The following is a 15,425-nucleotide window of genomic DNA, read 5'->3' as shown; positions in this document are numbered from 1 at the left end:
TGGCCGGCCCTGGCGCTTGGCCGCAGCTTTGTTCGCTCACGCCTATGTTACAAAAGTGTAATTTTTGTGCCCTTGAATCGCCACGTTCGCAGACACAGATAAAACGCATCGGCAGTTTTCGCCGAAGTCCGGAGCAAGGCCCGTCCCCCGCCTATCCCGGACACTTGCGGCAGCCTATCCCCCCTCTCCGGGCTGCCGCATCGTTTCGAGTAAAGGCCGCCGTGGTTCCCCTCCACCACGGCGGCATTTTTTTGCCGTTGGACAGGAAGCTGTGGCCCAACGGTCGCGGGCTTTCCGTTTCGCCGCATGGACTCTAGATTTGCCGCCAGAATCGAAAGGCCCGCCAGATGTCCGCAGTTTCCCCTGTTCTCGACCGCCTAGACAAGAACTTTGACCAGAGCCTGGAACGCCTGTTCGGCCTGCTCGCCATCAAGTCAATCTCCACCGATCCGGACTACGCCGCCGACTGCCGCAAGGCCGCCGAATGGCTGGTCGCCGAGCTCAAGCTGATCGGCTTCGACGCCAGCTTGCGCGACACGCCGGGGCATCCGATGGTGGTCGCGCATCACGATGGGCCGGCGGGCGCGCCGCATCTGCTGTTTTATGGCCATTACGACGTCCAGCCGGTCGATCCGATCGAGCTGTGGGAAAGCGACCCGTTCGCGCCGGCGGTTAAGGAGATCGAGCCCGGCCACAAGGTGATCACCGGCCGCGGCGCGGCCGACGACAAGGGCCAGCTGATGACCTTCGTCGAGGCCTGCCGCGCGTGGAAGCAGGTGCATGGCGGATTGCCGTGCCGAATCACAATCCTGTTCGAGGGCGAGGAGGAGTCCGGATCGCCGTCGCTGAAGCCGTTTCTCGAGGCGAATGCGGACGAGCTCAAGGCCGATTTCGCGCTCGTCTGCGACACCGGCATGTGGGACCGCGATACGCCGTCGATCTGCGTCTCGCTGCGCGGGCTGGTCGGCGAGGAGATCACGGTGACTGCCGCCGACCGCGACCTGCATTCCGGGCTCTATGGCGGTGCGGCCGCCAATCCGATCCGCATCCTGGCAAAGATCCTGGCCGACATCCACGATGCCGATGGTCACGTCACCATTCCAGGTTTTTATGACGGCGTCGAGGAAACGCCGTCGCAGATATTGCAGTCGTGGCTGTCGCTCGGCGAGACGGCCGAGACCTTCCTCGGCCCGATTGGCCTGTCGATTCCGTCCGGCGAAAAGGGCCGCTCGGTGCTCGAGCTCACCTGGGCGCGACCGACGGCCGAGTTCAACGGCATTATCGGCGGCTATACCGGCAAGGGCTTCAAGACGGTGATCGCCGCGCAATCCTCGGCAAAAGTCTCCTTCCGCCTGGTCCACAAACAGGATCCGGAAAAAATCCGCGCCGCCTTCCAGGCATTTGCCAGGCAGCGCGTGCCAGCGGACTGCTCGGTCGAATTTCATCCGCATGGCGGCTCGCCGGCAATCCAGCTTTCCTACGACTCGCCCTTCCTGGCCAAGGCCAAGCAGGCGCTGTCCGACGAATGGCCGAAGCCGGCGGTAATAACCGGCGGCGGCGGCTCGATCCCGGTGGTCGGCGATTTCCAGACCTATCTCGGTATGGAATCGCTGCTGGTCGGTTTCGGCCTCGACGACGACCGCATCCACTCGCCGAACGAGAAGTACGAGATGAGCTCCTTCCACAAGGGCCAGCGCTCCTGGGCGCGCATTCTCGAGGCGCTGACACGCTGAAATTGCGCCAGACTCAAGTTTTTGTTGATTTTTCGCCGGATCGCGGCAAGGACGGGCACGGTCCGTCGCGCATCGCTGCACGGGGCCGCGACCGGAGAAGACGATGAGCGACATACGTTTCCACAAAAACGATCTGCCCGGCCTGCTGCATTACGATGTCGGGGCGGTCGCCATCGACACCGAGACGCTAGGGCTGAACCCGCATCGCGACCGGCTCTGCGTCGTGCAGATCTCGCCGGGTGACGGCTCGGCCGACGTCATCCAGATTGCGCCCGGCCAGAAGAAGGCGCCGAACCTCGTCAGCCTGCTCAAGAACCGCAGCATCACCAAGCTTTTTCATTACGGCCGCTTCGATCTCGCCGTGCTCTACAACGCCTTCGGCGTCATGCCGGAGCCGGTGTTCTGCACCAAAATCGCGTCGCGGCTGACGCGCACCTACACCGACCGGCACGGGTTGAAGGACATCTGCTTCGAGCTTCTCGGGGTCGGCCTGTCGAAGGCGCAGCAATCATCCGACTGGGCAGCCGAGACGCTGTCGCCTGAGCAGCTCGAATATGCCGCCTCCGACGTGCTCTACCTGCACCGGCTGCGCGACGTACTGAGCGCGCGTCTGGCACGCGACAACCGGACCAGGGAGGCCGATGCCTGCTTCCGCTTCCTGCCGACGCGTGCGAAACTCGACCTGATGGGCTGGGATGAAGAGGACATCTTCGCCCACAGCTAATGGCCTTCTGGCACTTTAACGCCGTCGGCCGGGAGGAATTGAAATGGCTGCGCGAAAACCAATCGAGACGGCACCCAAGGACGGTTCCAAGATCACGGTCTACTGGCAGGACAGCGACGGCGTGATGAACGAGAGCATCGCGCAATACCGTTCGCTCGACCGGCTGAAGGCGGCCGGCGGCGACTGGGACGAAAGCGATGCCGGCTGGTGGGCCTATACGGACGGCCATACGCAAAGGAAGATCGAGCCAATCAGCTGGCGGCCGGCCTCCGACGACCCGGACGCGGACGACTGAGGGTTGTCGCAACGGTCGAACTCGGCGCTGCCCCTCAACCCCTGCCGGGACCTTCTCCCCGTGAGAACGGCGAGAAGGGGCTTGGCCGCAACGCCGGCGATCTCCCCTCGCACCGTCTTTCACGAGGAGAGGGTAAGGGTGAGGGGCAGCGCAACCGAACGACTATTGTGCGGCAACGCGTATTTTGTTCTTGCTTTGTGCCGGCAACTATGCTACTAATGTCGCTATGGTGCTCATTGGCTCCAACAATCCGCCCGCCGAGGCGGGTTTTTTCATTTCCGGCTTTGGCGCTGTCGCGGGCCGCGCCTGCTCCGCAAACGGTTGAATACACTTTACTTCGATTTTTCCCGACTTAACCCGCCCTTAAATCGCCGCATCTAGTCTTCAACCCCAACGCCATAAGCATCGGGAAGACAGCACAGCGCATGGCGAACCGGAAAGACAACCGCATCGAGCCCAGCTTCGAGGCATCGCCGGGGGCGAGATCCTCGGCCGGTTTTTCGGTGAGCGAGGAGGACCGCGTCGTGCCGAGCAACCGTAAAGCCGCTGCAAAGCGCAAATCGACCAAGGCCAAGCCGTCTCGTGGCGGGCGCGGCAAAAGCCGGCGCGGCGTGTTCGGCGTGCTTGGCCGGCTGTTCTACTGGTGCTTCGTGCTGGCCATCTGGGGCGGCATCGCCACTGCCGGCATCGTCGTCTATTACGGCGCGAAAATGCCGGCGGCCACCACCTGGGCCATTCCCGATCGCGCCCCCAACATCAAGATCGTCTCGGTCGACGGCCAGCTGCTTGGCAATCGCGGCATGAGCGGCGGCGAGGCCGTCGGCCTGCACGAAATGTCGCCCTATATTCCCGAGGCCGTCATCGCTATCGAAGACCGCCGCTTCTATTCGCATTTCGGCATCGACCCGATCGGCCTTTCCCGGGCCATGGTGACCAATGTGCTGGGCGGGCATTTTTCGCAGGGCGGCTCGACGCTGACCCAGCAGCTGGCCAAGAACCTGTTCCTGACGCCGGACCGCACGCTGGAACGCAAGGTGCAGGAAGTGCTCTTGGCGCTGTGGCTGGAGCACAAGCATACGAAGGACCAGATTCTCGAAATGTATCTCAACCGGGTCTATTTCGGCTCCGGCGCCTATGGCGTCGAAGCGGCCTCGCGCCGCTATTTCGGTAAGAGCGCGCGTGACGTCACGCTGTCGGAGGCCGCCCTTCTCGCCGGCCTGCTCAAGGCGCCGTCGCGGCTGTCGCCGGCGCGCGATCCAAAGGCGGCCGAGCAGCGCGCGCAGCTGGTGCTCGCCGCGATGCGCGACGAGGGCAAGATCAGCGCCAAGGAGCAGACCACGGCAATGAGCGCGCCGGCGACACGCGCGCCGTCCTACTGGACCGGCTCGGAAAACTACGTCGCCGATACGATCATGGAAGAACTGCCCGATCTGATCGGCGACGTGCGCCGCGATATCGTCGTCGACACGACCGTCGATCTGACGCTGCAGAAGCTCGCCGAGCAATCGATCCGCCGGCTGATCGACCAGAGCGGCAAAAAACTCAATGTCAGCCAAGGCGCGCTGGTGTCGATCGACAATTCCGGCGCGGTGCGCGCGATGGTCGGCGGTTACGACTATTCGACCAGCCAGTTCGACCGCGCCTCGGAAGCGCGCCGGCAGCCGGGCTCGGCGTTCAAGCCGTTCGTCTATATGGCGGCGCTGGAATCCGGCCGCACGCCCGACAGCGTGCGCAACGACGCGCCGATCAAGATCGGCAACTGGACGCCCGACAATTACGGCGGCAAATATTTTGGCAAGGTGACGTTGGCGACGGCGCTGGCAAAATCACTGAACTCGGTGGCCGCGCAGCTAACCATGGAAGTCGGGCCGAATGCGGTGGTCGAGGCGGCGCACCGCATGGGCATCCAGTCCGAGCTGACGGCCAACACCTCGATCGCGCTGGGCACCTCCGAAGTGACGCCGCTGGAACTGACCTCGGCCTATGTTCCCTTCGCCAATGGCGGTTACAAGCCGGACATCCATTTCATCCGCCGGGTCACGACGAGTGACGGCAAGGTGCTCTACGAAAACAATGGCGGCGGTGCGCCGCGCGTCGTCAAGCCCGATGTCGTCGGTATGATGAACTCGATGATGACCGGCACGGTCGAGATCGGCACTGCCAGGAAGGCGGCGTTCGCCTGGCCGGCGGCCGGCAAGACCGGCACCAGCCAGAATTCGCGCGACGCCTGGTTCATCGGCTATACAGCCAATTTGACCACCGGCGTCTGGTTCGGCAATGATGACGGCAGCGCGATGAAAAAGGTCACCGGCGGCGCGCTGCCGGCGCAGGCCTGGCACGAGTTCATGGTCGCCGCGCATGAGGGCGTGCCGGTGCGGCCGCTGCCTGGAACCTGGAAATCGACGCCACCCGACACCATCGTCCCGGACGACATACCGTCCGACACGGCGCCGCCGGGGCCGGTCGCTTCCGTCGGCCAATCGGCGCCATCTACAGCAGCGACCCAGCCGGTTTCGCGTCCCGTGCGTCCTGCCGAGACGGTCGATGCCGGCGGCCTGGCCATGCCGGGCGTCGACAGCGCCACCGGATCGATCAAGCACCCGGTGCCGCCCGGCGACGTCGGCGGCCCGGTCAAGAAGCGGCAGACCTCGATATTGGATATTCTGACGGGCGGCTGAGGCTGATCCCCCTCGCAACCGCGACCGTGTTCCGCTACATGTCCGCCTGGAGACAAGCGACATGGCTGAACTCGACACCAGAAAGACGATCGTGCTGACCGGCGCCAGCCGCGGCATCGGCCATGCCACGGTCAAGCGCTTTTCACGCGAAGGCTGGCGCGTCATCACCTGCTCGCGCCAGGCCTTTGCCGAGGACTGCCCGTGGCCGGCCGGCCCGGAAGACCATATCAAGGTCGATCTCGCCGACCAGGAGGATGTCGGCATCGCCATCTCCGAGATTCGCCACCGCCTGGAAGCACATGGCGGCCAGCTGCATGCGCTGGTCAACAATGCCGGCATCTCGCCGAAGCTCAAGGACGGCAACAGCCGCATGAACTCGATCGACACGCCGATGCATGTCTGGCGCGACGTCTTCCAGGTGAATTTCTTCGCCCCGATCATGCTGGCGCGCGGTCTGTTCAAGGAGCTGGCTTCGGCCAAGGGCTCGATCGTCAACGTCACCTCGATCGCCGGCACCCGCGTGCATCCTTTCGCCGGCACCGCCTATGCGACATCGAAGGCGGCGCTCGGCTCGCTGACGCGCGAAATGGCGCATGATTTCGGCCCGCACGGCATCCGCGTCAATGCGATTGCGCCGGGCGAGATCGATACGGCGATCCTGTCGCCGGGCACGGAAAAAATCGTCGAGACGATCCCGCTGAGGCGGCTGGGCACCACGGCGGAAGTTGCCGACATCATTTTCTTCCTGTGCTCGCAGCAGGCGTCCTACGTGACCGGCTCGGAAATTCACATCAACGGCGGCCAGCACGTTTGAGCGGCTGAGTTTTGTCAATCGTCGGCGCTGCCCCTCATTCCCTGCCGGGACCTTCTCCCCGTGAAGAACGGGGAGAAGGGGGATCCCCAGCGCTGGCGACCCCCTCTCCCCATCCTTGACGGGAGGACCTGCTCCAGCCTGGGATTAATAAGGAAATTGCACGCCGCCGATGCCCGATCAGCTCGCCTGCAGCAGGCTCTCGATATCGGATATGCTGTGGTTGGTCAGCGTCTTTGGAATTTCGGCCGTTAACTTGTCGGTGACCTCCTTGTGCAGTTTCCTGCGCATGTCGCCCAGCACCGGCGGCGGCGCGATCAGCACGATCTCCTTGAATGTGCCGCGATGGGCGAGCTTGTAGAGCCTGTCGGCAATCTCTTCGGCAAAACGCTCCTTGCCGAGACGGTGCCAGTCGGTGTCCTCGACCGCACTGCGGTGGATTGAAGGGCCGTCGCTGTAGCGGCCGGGGCGGTCCGTGCCTTGTTCTCGGGTTGCCGGATTTTCCTGTTCCATCTCGTGCACGACTTGAAGGTCGGGATATTGGACGTCTCCACGGTTCTCGAGGAACAGCGCCTTTTCGCCATCTGCCACCACGATCCACAGTCCGCGTTTCAGTCTGACGTTGCTCATGGGGCGCTCCTTTTTGATTTTCGAACCCACCGCCGGGCCTTTGCCGCAGGGGTGTGACCGGCCCGGGTCCATAGGGCAAACGCGTACCGAGGCGGGAATGTTCCGGCACTCGGACCCGGTGCTCCGACAGGGTCGGCGAGAGCGCGGGCTGCCGTCGATCGCTCGGTCAGCATCCGGCGGCTTAATCTACTAAATTGATAGAATTTAGAAAAATCTGGTTTGTGGTTAGCTCCTCCGGCCGCTAAAAAGGCAGCGGATCAAGGGCTGCAACAGCAGCTTCAATCTGCTCCGCATTTGAATGTGGAATATTTTTCTCTTGGCCTTCATGCTTGCAGAAAAGAGATTGCCTGCTACGAAGCGATGCGCGAGTGGGTGCCTTCTGGTTTTTCGCGCCCCCGCGTAGAACTGACAAAAGGTTCCAGGATTCCGCTCGTCATGCCGCAAGCCACGCCCAAGCTCAATGCCTTTCCCGTCTTCATGCGGGTCGAGGGCGAAGCCGTAGCCATCGTCGGCGGCGCAGAGGAAGCGCTGGCCAAGGCGCGGCTGCTCGCGCAGTCGAGCGCTGAGCTGCGCATCGTCAGCGATGAAACAAGCCCGGAGCTGCTGGCCTTTATCGCCGAGACGGGGGCCGCCCACATCGCCGACGCCTATGATGCGGCACATCTCAATGGTGCGGTGATGGTGTTTGCCGCCAGCGGCGACGAGGCGCTCGATCGCCGCGTTGCCGGGGATGCGCGCCGGCTGGGCATTCCGGTCAATGCCGTCGACCGGCCGGAGCTATGCGATTTCTTCACGCCGGCACTGGTCAACCGCGCGCCGGTCGCCATTGCCATCGGCACGGAAGGTGCCGGCCCGGTGCTGGCGCAGATGCTGCGCAGCCGCATCGACCGCATGCTGGCGCCCTCGCTCGGGCCGCTCGCGGCGCTCGCCGCTTCGTTTCGCGACACCGCCGAAAGACTGCTGCCGAAGGGCAATGCCCGCCGCCGCTTCTGGAGCGATTTCTTTGGCGGCGCGCCGGCCCGAGCTGTCGAGGCAGGCGAGCTTTCGCAGGCGCATGATGCGGCCGTCGGCCTGCTGCTTTCGACAGAACCGGCATCGGGCCATATCGCGCTTGTAGGTGCCGGTCCCGGCGCCGAGGACCTTTTGACGCTGCGCGCCCATCGCCTGCTGATGGAAGCCGACGTGATCGTCCATGACGCGCTGGTGCCGGAGGCGATCGTCGCCATGGGCCGCCGCGATGCCGAGCGCCTGCCGGTCGGCAAGCGCAAGGGCTGCCATTCCAAGAGCCAGGCCGAAATCAATGCGCTGCTGGTCGAGCTTGGCCACGCCGGCAAGCGCGTCGTGCGGCTGAAGTCCGGCGACCCGCTGGTGTTCGGCCGGGCCGGCGAGGAGATGGCGGCACTTCGCGATGCCGGCGTCGCCTACGAAGTGGTTCCGGGCGTCACCGCGGCCTTCGCCGCCGCCGCCGATTTCGAACTGCCGCTGACGCTGCGCGGCGTGTCGTCGTCGATGGTGTTCACCACCGGCCACGACCTCAAGGGAAATTCGCTGCCCGACTGGGCAAAGCTCGCCATTTCCGGCGCGACGGTCGCCGTCTATATGGGGCGCTCGGTCGCCGCCGAGGTCGCCGGCCGGCTGATCGAAGCCGGCCTGTCGCCGGATACCGCCGTCGCCGTGGTCGAGAATGCCAGCCTTGCCAACCGCCGCCGTTTCCACGGCACGCTCGCCGACCTGCCGTCGCTGGAGGCGCGCGCCGACCTCAGCGGCCCGGTGATGACAATCATCGGCGACGCCGTCGCCGGCGCCAATTTCGAACGGTCCGAGCCGCTGGCGGCACACAGGCAGGAAAGCGTGGCCCGTGCTGCCGCGCAAGGAGTGAACCAATGAAAGTCCTGACCGCGAACCGCCTCGCCGACGGCATAGCCGTCTGGTACGCCAATGGCGGCTGGGCCGAGACCATCGACCATGCCGACATCGCAGATGACAAGGCGGCCGAGGACCGGCTGGAGGCGATCGGCGCCAAGGCCTCCGCCAACAACGAAGTGGTCGACGTCAACCTGATAGACGTGACCGTGGCCAACGGCACGGTCGAAGCGGTCCGGCTGCGTGAAAAGATCCGTGCCGCCGGCCCGACCACCCGTCACGATCTGGGCAAGCAGGCCCGTCCGCAAGCCGCCCACGCGGCATAGATGACACAAGCATGGTCCCGATCATGCTCGAACGAAGAAAATAACGGGCGGACGCGCCCGGAAAGACCTGAATATGTACCGTTACGATGAGTTCGACCACGATTTCGTCAAGGCCCGCGTCGCCGAGTTCAGCGACCAGGTCGCGCGGCGCCTTGCCGGCGAGATCACCGAGGACCAGTTCCGGCCGCTGCGGCTGATGAACGGCGTCTATCTGCAGCTGCATGCCTACATGCTGCGCATCGCGGTGCCCTATGGCACGCTGAACAGCAAGCAGCTGCGCATGCTCGGCCACATCGCCCGCAAATACGACAAGGGTTACGGCCATTTCACGACGCGCCAGAACATCCAGTTCAACTGGCCGGCGCTGTCGGACATTCCGGCGATCCTGGCGGATCTGGCAAGCGTCGAGATGCACGCCATCCAGACCAGCGGCAACTGCATTCGCAACGTCACCGCCGACCACTTCGCCGGCGCCGCCGCTGACGAGGTTGCCGATCCGCGCCCCTATGCCGAAATCCTGCGGCAATGGTCCTCGGTGCATCCGGAGTTCTCGTTCCTGCCGCGAAAATTCAAGATCGCGGTGACCGGCGCCGAGCGCGACCGCGCCGCCATTCAGACGCACGACATCGGCCTGCACCTGAAGAAGAACGCCGCCGGCGAGCTCGGTTTCGCCGTCTATGTCGGCGGCGGTCAGGGCCGCACGCCGATGGTCGCCAAGAAGATCCGCGACTTCCTGCCCGAAGCGGATCTGTTGTCCTACTGCACGGCGATCCTGCGCGTTTACAACCTCTATGGCCGGCGCGACAACAAGTTCAAGGCGCGCATCAAGATCCTGGTCCATGAGACCGGCGTCGAGGAGATCACCCGCCAGGTCGAGGCCGAATGGCAGGCGTTGAAGGACGCCGAGCTGAGGCTGCCGGAAGAAGACATCCGCGCCATCGACGCCTATTTCGCGCCGCCTCCGCTTGTCGATCGGCCGGAAGGCGACGAGGCGGTCAAGCTTGCCCGCCTCGACTCCAAGAGCTTTTCCGAATGGCTGGACCAGAATGTGGTCACCCATCGCCATCCCGACTACGCGGCGGTGACCATCTCGCTCAAGGGCATCGGCGAGACGCCGGGCGATGCCTCCGACAGCCAGATGGAAGCGGTCGCCGACATTGCCGAAAAATATTCATTCGACGAGCTGCGCGTCAGCCACGAGCAGAACCTGATCCTGCCGCATGTCGCGCGGGCCGACCTCAAGGCGGTCTATGACGCGCTTGTCGATATCGGGCTGGCGACGGCCAATTCGAACCTGATCAGCGACATCATCTCCTGCCCCGGCCTCGATTATTGCGCGCTGGCGACGGCGCGCTCGATTCCCGTGGCGCAGGAAATCTCGCGGCGCTTCGCCTCACTGGAGCGCCAGCGCGAGATCGGCGAATTGAAGCTGAAGATTTCCGGCTGCATCAATGCATGCGGCCATCACCATGTCGGCCATATCGGCATCCTCGGGGTCGAGAAGAAAGGCGCCGAGCTCTACCAGGTGACGCTCGGCGGCTCGGCCGACGAGAACACCTCGGTCGGCGAGATCATCGGCCGCGGCTTCAGTTCGGAAGAGATCACCGATGCCATCGAGCAGATCGTCGAGACCTATCTCGGGCTTCGGCTGGACAGAAACGAAAGATTCATCGACGCCTACCGCCGTGTCGGTCCTGCGCCGTTCAAGGAGGCGCTCTATGCTGGCGAAGCCAAGGCCGCTTGACCGTATTGTCGACGTCGAGGCCGGCATCGCCGCCCAAGCGGCGGGTCTCGACGCGCTCTACGGCCATCTGAAGCCGCTGGAGATCATCGAGCGGTCAACCCGGGAATTCTTTCACGGCGAAATCGCCGCCGTCTCGTCCTTCGGCGCGGATTCGGCGGTGCTGCTGCACATGATCGCCGAGATCGACCGCACGCTGCCGGTGATCTTTCTCGACACCGGCAAGCATTTCGAGGAGACGCTCGGCTATCGTGACGCGCTGGCCGCCGATTTCGGGCTGACCGATATCCGGGTGATCAGGCCCGACGATGCGGCGCTGGCAAGGATCGACCCGACCGGCAATCTGAACGAGACCGACACCGACGCCTGCTGCGACGTGCGCAAGGTCGAGCCGCTGGCGCGCGGCGTCGAGCCGTTCCGCGCCTGGTTCACCGGCCGCAAGCGCTTCCAGGCGGCGACCCGGGCAGCGCTCCCGGTGTTCGAGGCGGTCGGCTCGCGCATCCGCATAAATCCGCTGGCGCACTGGACGACATCGGACCAGGCCGGCTACATGCGCGCGCATGCGCTGCGTGAAAACCCGCTGGTCGCCTATGGCTATCTGTCGATCGGCTGCTTCCCATGCACGCAGCCGGTGCAACCGGGCGACGACGCGCGCAGCGGCCGCTGGGCCGGGCACGCCAAGACCGAATGCGGCATCCACTTGTCGGGTTTGGAAAGGTCGCTGACTGACGCCTCACTTTAGGGCATATTGATATTCAGCCGGCCTGCAAATGGCGGCTTCCTGCGCTTCCGGTGCTCGCGTACCAAAGAGTACGCTCCGCTCCGGTTTTCGGAAGCAACGCAGTTTGGTCGCTTCGCGCCCGCCTTCGGCTCCGGCTCGGCCTGACCTGAATCTCAACGCACCCTGAGGTGCTTCGCACTTTAGACTCTTTGGACTTGGGAATTTTCTTGATGAGCGACTTGATAGCCGAAAACGGCACGCGGCTGTGGACACCGGATGGGTTCCGCGAGGACGAGTGGGTTCATGCCGAAAGCGCCGAGGCGCTGGTCGGCAATGGCCGTTTCATCCTGCCGTTGCAGGCGTTTCTCGGCCTCGATCCGGAGGTGCGGCGGTCGGCGAAGGAACGCATCGGCGTGCTGCTGCAGCCCGGCGACCAGCTCGACAAGATCGCCGGCCTGCTCGACCAGCTGTCGTTGGTGGCGCTGGCCTTTCCGGCGTTCAATGACGGCCGCTCGTTCTCCAAGGGCGAATTGCTGCGCAGCCGTTACCACTTCACCGGCGCCATGCGCGCCACCGGGCAGGTGCTTATCGACCAGCTGCCGCATATGCTGCGCCTCGGCTTCGACGAATTCGAGATCTCGCACCCGGTGCTGCTGAAGCGGCTCGAGCAAGGCCGCACAGGCGGACTGCCGCTGTTCTATCAGCCGGCGGTGAAGCCGGAGCCCAAAGGCCCGAAATATTCCTGGCGGCGGGTGCGCCCCGGCTGATCTGCTCCAGAGGGCCAGAAGCCTGTCTGGTCGGACCACATTCCCGATTCAGCCTTTTTGCGCCTCTCCGCCTTAGGATAGGCCCATTATTTCGTGATCCGAATAAATGTGGCCACAAGGGAGGATATGGCTGGCAAGAAGATATTGATGCTCGTTGGCGAGTTCAGCGAGGAGTACGAGATTTTCGTCTTTGAACAGGCCATGCATGCGGTCGGCCACACCGTCCATGTCGTTTGCCCCGACAAGAAGGCGGGCGATATCCTGAAGACCTCGCTGCACGACTTCGAGGGCCACCAGACCTATACGGAAAAGCTCGGCCACGACTACATCCTCAACAAGACGTTTTCCGAGGTCAATCCCGCCGACTACGATGCCGTCCACGCGGCGGGCGGGCGCGGGCCGGAATATATCCGCATCGACAAACGCGTGCAGGCGCTGGTGCGGCATTTCCATGAGACGGGAAAGCCGATCTTCACCATCTGCCACGGCGTGCAGATCCTGATCGCAGTCGACGGCGTGGTGCGCGGCCGCGAAGTCGCGGCACTGCAATATTGCGAGCCGGAAGTCACGCTGGCCGGCGGCATCTATATCGATGTTGCGCCGACCGGCGCCCATGTCGACGGCAATCTGGTGTCGGCCAAGGGCTGGCCGGGCCTTGCCGCGTTCATGCGCGAATGCCTGAAAGTGCTGGCCACCGAGATCCGCCAAGGCGAGATCCTGATGCGCGACCAACGCCAGGCGGCTTAAGCTCGGAATTTGGAGCCTGCCGCACCCCTAACGCATGTCGCGCAAAAGTGTGTTCAGCGGTTTTGCGATAAAGAGCGCGTCGCATGAGGCTGGTCGAGCGCGACGCGCCTTAGGTGCGGCGGTGCGCCTACACGGCCATCCGCGCTTCGCGGAACGATACCAGCTTGCTGCGGGTCTCGTCCCACAGCGCCAGCTTGACGCAGCGCAGGCTGTCGAGGAGCGTGACGCGGCCGATCTCACGCAATTCCGGATAGTCCCTCAGCACTTCCGGAAGCCGGTAGCACGGCACCTTGGCCGAAAGGTGGTGCACGTGGTGGACGCCGATATTGCCGGTGATCCAGTTCAGCACCGGCGGCAGGTCGTAATAGGACGAACCGTGCAGGGCAGCGTGCTGGAATTCCCACTCTGAGTCCTTTGTCCACTCCGTCTCCTCGAACTGATGCTGGACATAGAACAGCCAGATGCCGGCCGATCCGGCGAGGATGACGATCGGCAGATGCACGACCAGAAACGCGCCGGGGCCAACGAACCAGATAAGCAGCGCGGCGATGACGGCGATGGCGAGGTTGGTCGACATCGACGACACCCAGGGGGTGAAACCGCCCCGCATCATGCCCAAGGGCAGTCTCTGCTCGAACATGAAAATCCATATCGGGCCAAGGCCGAACATCACCAGCGGATGGCGATAGAGGCGATAGGCGAGCCGGCCTCGCCACGACAGTTGCCGGTATTCAGCGACGGTCAGTGTCTTGATGTCGCCGGTGCCGCGCTCGTCGAGATTGCCTGCGCTGGCGTGATGGGTTGCGTGGGCGCGGCGCCAGCAATCGTAGGGCGTCAGCGTTAGCACGCCAAGCACACGGCCGATCCAGTCGTCGGCATAGCGATTGGCAAAGAAGGAGCCGTGACCGCAATCGTGCTGGATCATGAAGATCCGCACCAGAAAGCCGGCGGCCGGAAGGATGAGGACCAGACCCCACCAATGGCCATAGGCATAGGCGGCCGAGGACAATGCCCACAGCGTGGCGAAAGGGATGAGGGTGATGGCGAGTTCGACGGCGCTGCGACGCCTGTCGGGCTTTTTATAGCGCGACAGGATTTTCAACCAGGCGCGCTTGCTGTTTGCCACAGCTTCGGGGGAAATCATGTTCATTATGAAACATAGGCGGAGCAGGGCGCTGCCGCAAGACGGAGATCACGCAAAGTTACTGCGGGTAAATGTCGCGCGATGCGACGAATCCCGGCCACAGTCGCCGGGCGCGTCGCCGGCAACGGCGCCTACCGACGGCGCCCGCCTGCGACCATGTTGGTTTCGATGCCATCCAGGCGGTCGAGCAATTTCTTCAGGCGGTCGGGAATATCCGTCTCCGTGCGGAATGCCGGCAGGGTGCGCAGGAAGCGCTTGGTGGTCTCATTGCCGAGCTGGCGCCGGATATCGACGGCGAGCGCGTCGTGCTTTTCGCCATTGGTGCGGGACATCTTCCAAAATCCTGTGTCGGCTTCGAAACTCTTCCACAGGAGGAATGGTTCCCGCATTGTAGTAGCCTGGCAAGCAAAGCCGTCGGATACGGTAAAGTTTGAATTAAAATCGAAAAGTCTCCGCTGTTCGCCCTCAAGCCGTGGCCAGCGGCTGCAGTATCGCTTGCCCCTTGATTTTTGGCCGCCAAACCTCGATATCGGGCGCAAATCCACACCATTCGAAAATGACGGGAAACGGCGATGAGCGACCAGGCAAAAGACGAACGCGCGCCCGATGAAGCCGAGAAGACCGAGGCTGCCGCGGAGCCAAGGGAAGGCGGCGTCGACAGCGACTATGAAGCGCTTGTGCGGCTTCTGAAGGAAAACGAAGAGCTGAAGGATCGCGCGCTGCGCGTCGCGGCCGACATGGAGAATTTGCGCCGCCGCACCGCCCGCGACGTGCACGATGCGCGCGCCTATGCGGTTGCCAACTTTGCCCGCGACATGCTTTCGGTGTCAGACAATCTGCGCCGCGCTCTGGATGCCATCCCGGAGGAGGCCAAGGCTTCGGACGATGCCGGTTTCAAGGCGCTGATCGACGGCGTCGAGATCACCGAGCGCGCCATGCTGTCGGCGCTTGAACGTCACGGCGTGAAGAAGCTTGAGCCCGAGGGCGAGAAATTCGATCCGAATTTCCACCAGGCGATGTTCGAGGTGCCCAATCCCGACGTACCGGCCAACACAGTCGTGCAGGTCGTGCAGCCCGGCTATTCGATCGGCGAGCGTGTGCTGCGGCCGGCCATGGTCGGCGTCGCCAAGGGCGGCCCCAAGCATGTGGCGAGCGAAGCGCCGGTGGAGCCGGGGCCGGTGAATGAGCAAGCTGAGAAGGATGCGTAAGTTAGGAGAGTAGGGGAATAGGCAGTACGGGAGTAGG

General features: G+C 63.8%; 15 protein-coding genes. 12 read left to right on the top strand and 3 right to left on the bottom strand.

Features of this window, described 5'->3' with window-relative positions; genetic code table 11:
* Positions 1–347: 347 nt before the first annotated feature.
* The 5 genes from NKH42_RS22570 to NKH42_RS22550 all read left to right on the top strand — a co-directional run bounded on the left by NKH42_RS22570 (position 348) and on the right by NKH42_RS22550 (position 6,244).
* Positions 348–1,733, top strand: a complete 1,386-nt coding sequence (locus tag NKH42_RS22570; protein WP_352506620.1) for a M20/M25/M40 family metallo-hydrolase — start codon at positions 348–350, stop codon at positions 1,731–1,733.
* A gap of 103 nt (positions 1,734–1,836) precedes the next feature.
* Positions 1,837–2,457, top strand: coding sequence for a ribonuclease D (locus tag NKH42_RS22565; protein WP_023675237.1), 621 nt, complete (start codon positions 1,837–1,839; stop codon positions 2,455–2,457).
* Between the two features lie 43 nt (positions 2,458–2,500).
* Positions 2,501–2,752 carry a hypothetical protein gene (locus tag NKH42_RS22560; RefSeq protein ID WP_352468327.1) on the top strand — a complete coding sequence of 84 codons (252 nt, stop codon included), beginning with the start codon at positions 2,501–2,503 and terminating at the stop codon, positions 2,750–2,752.
* Positions 2,753–3,177: 425 nt separating this feature from the next.
* Positions 3,178–5,430 carry a transglycosylase domain-containing protein gene (locus NKH42_RS22555; RefSeq protein ID WP_352506619.1) on the top strand — a complete coding sequence of 751 codons (2,253 nt, stop codon included), beginning with the start codon at positions 3,178–3,180 and terminating at the stop codon, positions 5,428–5,430.
* A gap of 61 nt (positions 5,431–5,491) precedes the next feature.
* Positions 5,492–6,244, top strand: coding sequence for an SDR family NAD(P)-dependent oxidoreductase (locus tag NKH42_RS22550; protein WP_254816795.1), 753 nt, complete (start codon positions 5,492–5,494; stop codon positions 6,242–6,244).
* 177 nt (positions 6,245–6,421) lie between these two features.
* Here NKH42_RS22550 and NKH42_RS22545 read toward each other — a convergent pair whose 3' ends face one another.
* Positions 6,422–6,871 (bottom strand): baeRF12 domain-containing protein, encoded by a 450-nt coding sequence (locus NKH42_RS22545; RefSeq protein WP_352506618.1) that lies wholly within the window; start codon positions 6,869–6,871, stop codon positions 6,422–6,424.
* A gap of 435 nt (positions 6,872–7,306) precedes the next feature.
* Between NKH42_RS22545 and cysG the strand changes: the two genes are divergently transcribed.
* From cysG to NKH42_RS22515, 6 genes are all read left to right on the top strand, one after another.
* Entirely contained in the window at positions 7,307–8,758 is a 1,452-nt protein-coding gene (cysG, locus tag NKH42_RS22540; RefSeq protein WP_352506617.1) for a siroheme synthase CysG, read from the top strand.
* On the top strand, positions 8,755–9,060 hold the full coding sequence (locus NKH42_RS22535) for a DUF2849 domain-containing protein (protein WP_352974438.1): 306 nt from the start codon (positions 8,755–8,757) through the stop codon (positions 9,058–9,060). Before cysG ends, NKH42_RS22535 begins: the two co-directional genes overlap by 4 nt.
* A 73-nt stretch (positions 9,061–9,133) precedes the next feature.
* Positions 9,134–10,804 (top strand): nitrite/sulfite reductase, encoded by a 1,671-nt coding sequence (locus tag NKH42_RS22530; RefSeq protein ID WP_352506615.1) that lies wholly within the window; start codon positions 9,134–9,136, stop codon positions 10,802–10,804.
* On the top strand, positions 10,779–11,543 hold the full coding sequence (locus NKH42_RS22525; protein ID WP_352506614.1) for a phosphoadenylyl-sulfate reductase: 765 nt from the start codon (positions 10,779–10,781) through the stop codon (positions 11,541–11,543). Before NKH42_RS22530 ends, NKH42_RS22525 begins: the two co-directional genes overlap by 26 nt.
* A 209-nt stretch (positions 11,544–11,752) precedes the next feature.
* Positions 11,753–12,289 (top strand): DUF934 domain-containing protein, encoded by a 537-nt coding sequence (locus NKH42_RS22520; protein ID WP_254816801.1) that lies wholly within the window; start codon positions 11,753–11,755, stop codon positions 12,287–12,289.
* Between the two features lie 126 nt (positions 12,290–12,415).
* Positions 12,416–13,036: a DJ-1/PfpI family protein gene (locus NKH42_RS22515; RefSeq protein WP_352506613.1), complete on the top strand. Its 621-nt coding sequence runs from the start codon at positions 12,416–12,418 to the stop codon at positions 13,034–13,036.
* A gap of 127 nt (positions 13,037–13,163) precedes the next feature.
* Here NKH42_RS22515 and NKH42_RS22510 read toward each other — a convergent pair whose 3' ends face one another.
* Positions 13,164–14,186: a fatty acid desaturase gene (locus tag NKH42_RS22510; protein ID WP_254816802.1), complete on the bottom strand. Its 1,023-nt coding sequence runs from the start codon at positions 14,184–14,186 to the stop codon at positions 13,164–13,166.
* A gap of 125 nt (positions 14,187–14,311) precedes the next feature.
* A complete protein-coding gene (locus NKH42_RS22505; protein WP_254816803.1) occupies positions 14,312–14,512 on the bottom strand; it encodes a hypothetical protein in 201 nt (66 codons plus the stop codon).
* Positions 14,513–14,752: 240 nt separating this feature from the next.
* Between NKH42_RS22505 and grpE the strand changes: the two genes are divergently transcribed.
* Positions 14,753–15,388 (top strand): nucleotide exchange factor GrpE, encoded by a 636-nt coding sequence (grpE, locus tag NKH42_RS22500; RefSeq protein ID WP_352506612.1) that lies wholly within the window; start codon positions 14,753–14,755, stop codon positions 15,386–15,388.
* Positions 15,389–15,425: the final 37 nt, after the last annotated feature.

The organism is Mesorhizobium sp. M1142 (assembly GCF_040318565.1).
Classification (GTDB): domain Bacteria; phylum Pseudomonadota; class Alphaproteobacteria; order Rhizobiales; family Rhizobiaceae; genus Mesorhizobium.
This window is presented reverse-complemented; position numbering and strand designations above follow the sequence as displayed.

What these genes read in the sequence shown, in the direction of transcription:
- NKH42_RS22535 (WP_352974438.1), top strand. Translation starts at nt 8,755, where the DNA reads ATGAAAGTCCTGACCGCGAACCGCCTCGCCGACGGCATAGCCGTCTGG.
- NKH42_RS22570 (WP_352506620.1), top strand. Translation starts at nt 348, where the DNA reads ATGTCCGCAGTTTCCCCTGTTCTCGACCGCCTAGACAAGAACTTTGAC.
- NKH42_RS22555 (WP_352506619.1), top strand. Translation starts at nt 3,178, where the DNA reads ATGGCGAACCGGAAAGACAACCGCATCGAGCCCAGCTTCGAGGCATCG.
- NKH42_RS22515 (WP_352506613.1), top strand. Translation starts at nt 12,416, where the DNA reads ATGGCTGGCAAGAAGATATTGATGCTCGTTGGCGAGTTCAGCGAGGAG.
- NKH42_RS22520 (WP_254816801.1), top strand. Translation starts at nt 11,753, where the DNA reads ATGAGCGACTTGATAGCCGAAAACGGCACGCGGCTGTGGACACCGGAT.
- NKH42_RS22510 (WP_254816802.1), bottom strand. Translation starts at nt 14,186, where the DNA reads ATGAACATGATTTCCCCCGAAGCTGTGGCAAACAGCAAGCGCGCCTGG.
- cysG (WP_352506617.1), top strand. Translation starts at nt 7,307, where the DNA reads ATGCCGCAAGCCACGCCCAAGCTCAATGCCTTTCCCGTCTTCATGCGG.
- NKH42_RS22565 (WP_023675237.1), top strand. Translation starts at nt 1,837, where the DNA reads ATGAGCGACATACGTTTCCACAAAAACGATCTGCCCGGCCTGCTGCAT.
- grpE (WP_352506612.1), top strand. Translation starts at nt 14,753, where the DNA reads ATGAGCGACCAGGCAAAAGACGAACGCGCGCCCGATGAAGCCGAGAAG.
- NKH42_RS22525 (WP_352506614.1), top strand. Translation starts at nt 10,779, where the DNA reads ATGCTGGCGAAGCCAAGGCCGCTTGACCGTATTGTCGACGTCGAGGCC.
- NKH42_RS22530 (WP_352506615.1), top strand. Translation starts at nt 9,134, where the DNA reads ATGTACCGTTACGATGAGTTCGACCACGATTTCGTCAAGGCCCGCGTC.
- NKH42_RS22550 (WP_254816795.1), top strand. Translation starts at nt 5,492, where the DNA reads ATGGCTGAACTCGACACCAGAAAGACGATCGTGCTGACCGGCGCCAGC.
- NKH42_RS22505 (WP_254816803.1), bottom strand. Translation starts at nt 14,512, where the DNA reads ATGTCCCGCACCAATGGCGAAAAGCACGACGCGCTCGCCGTCGATATC.
- NKH42_RS22560 (WP_352468327.1), top strand. Translation starts at nt 2,501, where the DNA reads ATGGCTGCGCGAAAACCAATCGAGACGGCACCCAAGGACGGTTCCAAG.
- NKH42_RS22545 (WP_352506618.1), bottom strand. Translation starts at nt 6,871, where the DNA reads ATGAGCAACGTCAGACTGAAACGCGGACTGTGGATCGTGGTGGCAGAT.